The following is a 4570-nucleotide window of genomic DNA, read 5'->3' on the forward strand; positions in this document are numbered from 1 at the left end:
ATCACAGGTGGTTGGGACAACACGGTCCGGACATGGGACCTGCGAACCGGTGCCGAACTGTCCACACACACCGGCCACACGAGCGGGGTGACCGCGGTCGCCTGCACCGACATCGACGGCCGTCCCGTCGCGATCACAGGTGGTTGGGACAACACGGTCCGGACATGGGACCTGCGAACCGGTGCCGAACTGTCCACACACACCGGCCACACGAGCGGGGTGACCGCGGTCGCCTGCACCGACATCGACGGCCGTCCCGTCGCGATCACAGGCGGCAACGACTCCGCAGTCCGGACATGGGACCTGACCGCTGGTACCGCACGCGTGAAAACCACCGGCCACACGGACACAGTGACCGCAGTGGCGTGCACCGATATCGACAATCGACCCGTCGCCGTCACCGGCGGCGACGATCACACGGTCCGGATATGGGACCTGGGCACCGGTGCAGCACGCATGACACTCGTCGGCCACACCCGCACGGTGACCGCGGTAGCGTGCACCGACATCGACAGCCGACCCGTCGCGGTCACCGGCAGCAAGGACGGCACGGTGCGAGTGTGGGACCTTATCACCGGTGTCGAACGCACCATGCTCACCGGCGACACCCGAGAGGTGTTCGCGGTGGCGTGCACGGCGATCCTCGACCGACCTGTCGCGGTCACCGGCAACAAGGACTGCACGGTGCGCGTGTGGGACCTGAGCACAGGAGCCGAACGCATGAAACTCACCGGCCACACCAACGTGGTTACTGCGGTGACGTGCACCAGAATCGACGGCCGTCCTGTCGCGGTCACCGGCAGTCTCGACGACACGGTGCGGGTGTGGGACCTTCCCACCGGGAATCTGGTCGCGATCTACCGCGAACCAAGTCCGATCTTCTCTGTGGCATGCGTCGATCGCGGCGGCCGACAAGTCGCGATCGCGGGCTGCTTTGGCGGCAATACGCCCGTATGGGAGTTGCCCACGAGGGTGCATCCGATAAGGAGGTTTGTCGAAAGATGGTTGCGGCGGCAGCGACCGCGCTATCTCGATATCCCAGATCCCCACCGCGCCTTGGTGGGCAAGGTGACAATCGCCAGTCTCGACGGCGTACCCGTTGCGATCTGTGCCAGTCGGGATCGATCCATACGGGTGTGGGACCTGGCGTCGATGGCGGAGATCGTAACGATCAACTGTCCTTCATCACCGCATATCGTCGCGTGTTCCGGTAGGTCGATCCTTGTCGGTTTCGGTAGTGATCTGGCCGTGCTGACTCGATCAAACCCTGTCCCAGGGCGTGCTTCCACAACGCAGCGATGACCCCGCCCGCCATCGCAACGGTCGAAGACCAGGTGTCGCGACCACGCCCGGTTCGTGAACCTCCTGCCCGCTCAGGGTCGGGTGAACGCGGGGTCCGACCAGTAGTGCGGCTGCTGCGGTCGCGCTGTCCTCGGCCGCCTCTCTCCCGAATGCGGTGGCCCGACACGTCGAGGCGAGTCCGAATAGCAGCACCCTGCTGGTCGCGCCATCGCGTGAGTCGAGTCACTGCCCTCAACACCGAACAAGCCGGAACCAGAGGGTCAGTATTAAACCGGACGCGACAGAGCGCAGCCAACCAGCAATCGCACGATGAGAGCGATGTTCGCAGGCCGCCCGCACGAGCTCCTCCTCGGGGACTCGAAGGCGAATACTCGTGCGGGAAGCCACCACTGACCCGCACCCTTTGTACGGGTCTCCGATATTGCCCCTCCACGAAACTCTGTGGTTGCGACCACATATCCGATCCTGCGGCGTTCGCACCGCGGGCGAAACTGCGAGGCGCCACCGTATGCCTCATCCGCCTCCTACGACGGCACGACCTCCCGCGGTCACATCCACATCGCCAAGTCGAGCGGTTCCTCCTCCCGATCCGACTCCGACGCTGTTGAATTGGCCCGCACGGCGAGCACGCGCCGCCGACGCGACGGGGCACGCCATCGACCGGCTGGGGAGAGCGATCATGAGCGATCACAACGACGGCCCGAATGAGACCGGGGAACACGAGGACTCGGTCGAGACGTTTGCCGCCGATCTACTGGCGTTGAAGAAGTCCCACGAGGACATGTCCTACGGGACGATGAGTCGGCGTGCGGGTCGTCACGGCCTGCCGATCTCTCCCAGCACTCTGCACAACGCGGTCAACGGCCGCAGGATGGCCACCGCGCGGACAGTCCGCGCGTTCGTCGTGGCGTTGACCGGCGACTCGGAACTCGCCCGAGAATGGATCCGGCGACGGAACACGCTCGCCGACACCGGCGACTTCTCGGACACGACTCCGGCTATGCCTCCTGGGCGCCTTACACCCACGACACGGCGGTCTTGGGTTTGGTGGGCAATCGCGGCCGCGGTCCTCATATCGACCAACGTCCTCACCGCAGTCCTCGCCACCTCCTGCGAGCATGGCGGGCCGCCCCAGGTCCACACCGGCGACGACCCCGGGAAGACCGTCTGTATCAAGGATGCGGTGATCGCGGCCAGCTCCAATGCCAAACCACAGATGCTGTTGGAGATTCTGTTCTCCCACGCCTGCGACGCCGGATGGGCACGCATCACCCGCTACGACAACGCTGGACTCGGTAACCGGCTCGAGGTCTCGCTGTACCGGCGCTCGGACCCGACAGGCCCGACACGCCAGAACGCGATCGAACCCGATGTCGACTCCGCCTACACCACCCTCATCATCCGGACCGACCCCACCGATCGGCTCTGCGCGACCGCCGCGGTCACCACCGGCACCCACACCGAGCCCGTCGCCCAACCGATCTGCACCTGACACCAACCTCGACCCACCGACCACACACCTACGACGCACTACGACATCCGCGTTCGCCGACCGTTCCGGGCACACCGTCGCACCCACACCTGCCGATCACAGTCTTGCTGAGAACGGCCTGAGGAATCGTCCATCCCGCGCGTCCACCCTTCCGGATGGACGCCCGTACTGATCCTCTGATCAGCGTGGCACCCAGGCCCTCATCTCGACATCCGATCCAGCGTCGACAACATCACGACCTCAGGAACTCGACTACACGACCTCCCTCGGCTCCTCCCGCACGAGAACAGGTCCGGAAGCCGAGAGCGGCCGGCACCCGCCTCACGGCAACAACCCGAGCGCCTCCCACTCCCACCGAAGAGCCTCGGCGACTCGTTTCGAGGGTGCCGAGATGACCACCGGTACATACCGGTGCTTGTTCGCACCTGCGGACCTCCCGCGGGTGTTCATCGATCGAAAGGACAAGATCATGAAGGCAACACACAGCGTCTCGATCTCGCGACGCGTCAAGGCCCTTACGCGAGTCGGCGTGACCCTGTGCGCGGTGAGCGGTGCCCTCGCCGCGGCTCCGACCACCGCGCAGGCCGACCCGGGTACACACTTCGAACGCGAATGCGTGATTGTCGCCGCACCCGGCAGCGACGGCGTCAAAGGCAACGGCTGCAACCTCTACGGCCCGGTCAAGGTCGTCAGCTACGGTCCGCCCCCGGACCTGAGCGCGTGGGCCGAAAGCTGCTTGCGCTCTGGGCTCACAGCCGTCATCGGCGCGACCTACGCCCGCGAACCCCGAGTTATCGTTGCCGCCGCCGCCCTCGGCTGCGCCGCCGGCATCGCCGACGCGGCAATCTTCGGCAGCTAGCCACAACCGGGCAAACACGACCACGTTCAAACACAGATCGCACACGAAACCGAGAAGATGCTCAGCCGGCGGTGCAAAACGCCGCCTGCTGAGCCCCGGACCCCAACTTCAGGTGCGCGTCGATGCTCCCGCGGGCGACGGTGACCGCGGAAGCATCGGCGCACGAGCGACTGCATACCGACGAGCGATCGACATTCTGCGCCTTCCTCCGGTTGACGGCGTACTCCAGCGCGCCGTTGACGCAATCGTGCGAAGTCTCCGATGCCACCTTCACCGGCAGAACCGGGGAGCAGTCTGAGGGGGCGGCGTCCAACATTGGCGCCTGGATGGCGCGGTCTTCTCCGCTGCTGTTCGCGCAGAACACATCGCGATAACGCTGGCCGGAGCGAGATGATACGAGTACCCCCTTCCCGCCTCCTCAGGTCATCCGCCCCAGCAACGCGGCCTTCTCCGACCCACTCCCGCACGAGCCGACTCCGAGCGCGGCCAGCAACTCCGAACACCACCGCCCTCTCGTCGCCGCCCGGCGCCACCCATCTGAACTACCGCACGCGACGCCGATGACAAGATGCTGCATCGACAGGCAGGAGAGGCATCGCGCCGGCCGACACCGACACCGCGCCGGCCTGGTCCCGTCACGAAGGCGAACCCGCAGGAGCAGATCATGTGCTGTAGGCCTGCAATCGCAGCGGGCGTTGTGGACGATCACTGGAGTTCTGTCCGATGTACGTTGTCTGCGGCGAGGCGGCGCGCGGTCCCCCCTTTCGACGGATCGCCTCTCCCGCCCGGGGGCCGGATCGGCCGAGGATCGGAGGGCATCGTATGAAGGTTCGTGGCTGGCGGGGTGATCCGCCGGGCAGTGAGGACGAGGCGCGGCGGCGGATCCTCGAGGCCGCGCGGCGCTGCATCCTGCGGTT

General features: G+C 66.1%; 3 protein-coding genes. All 3 read left to right on the plus strand.

What is annotated here, in order from left to right:
* On the plus strand, positions 1 to 1302 hold a 1302-nt coding region (locus tag ON30_RS40740; RefSeq protein WP_218006314.1), incomplete at its 5' end, for a WD40 repeat domain-containing protein.
* Between the two features lie 679 nt (positions 1303 to 1981).
* The gene (locus ON30_RS28095) at positions 1982 to 2794 is read left to right on the plus strand and encodes a DUF2690 domain-containing protein (protein WP_040712040.1); all 813 of its coding nucleotides are present in this window, start codon (positions 1982 to 1984) and stop codon (positions 2792 to 2794) included.
* 442 nt (positions 2795 to 3236) lie between these two features.
* Positions 3237 to 3653, plus strand: a complete 417-nt coding sequence (locus tag ON30_RS28100; protein ID WP_157183870.1) for a hypothetical protein — start codon at positions 3237 to 3239, stop codon at positions 3651 to 3653.
* Positions 3654 to 4570 lie beyond the last annotated feature (917 nt).

This window comes from Nocardia takedensis NBRC 100417, assembly GCF_000308695.1.
Lineage (GTDB): Bacteria > Actinomycetota > Actinomycetes > Mycobacteriales > Mycobacteriaceae > Nocardia > Nocardia takedensis.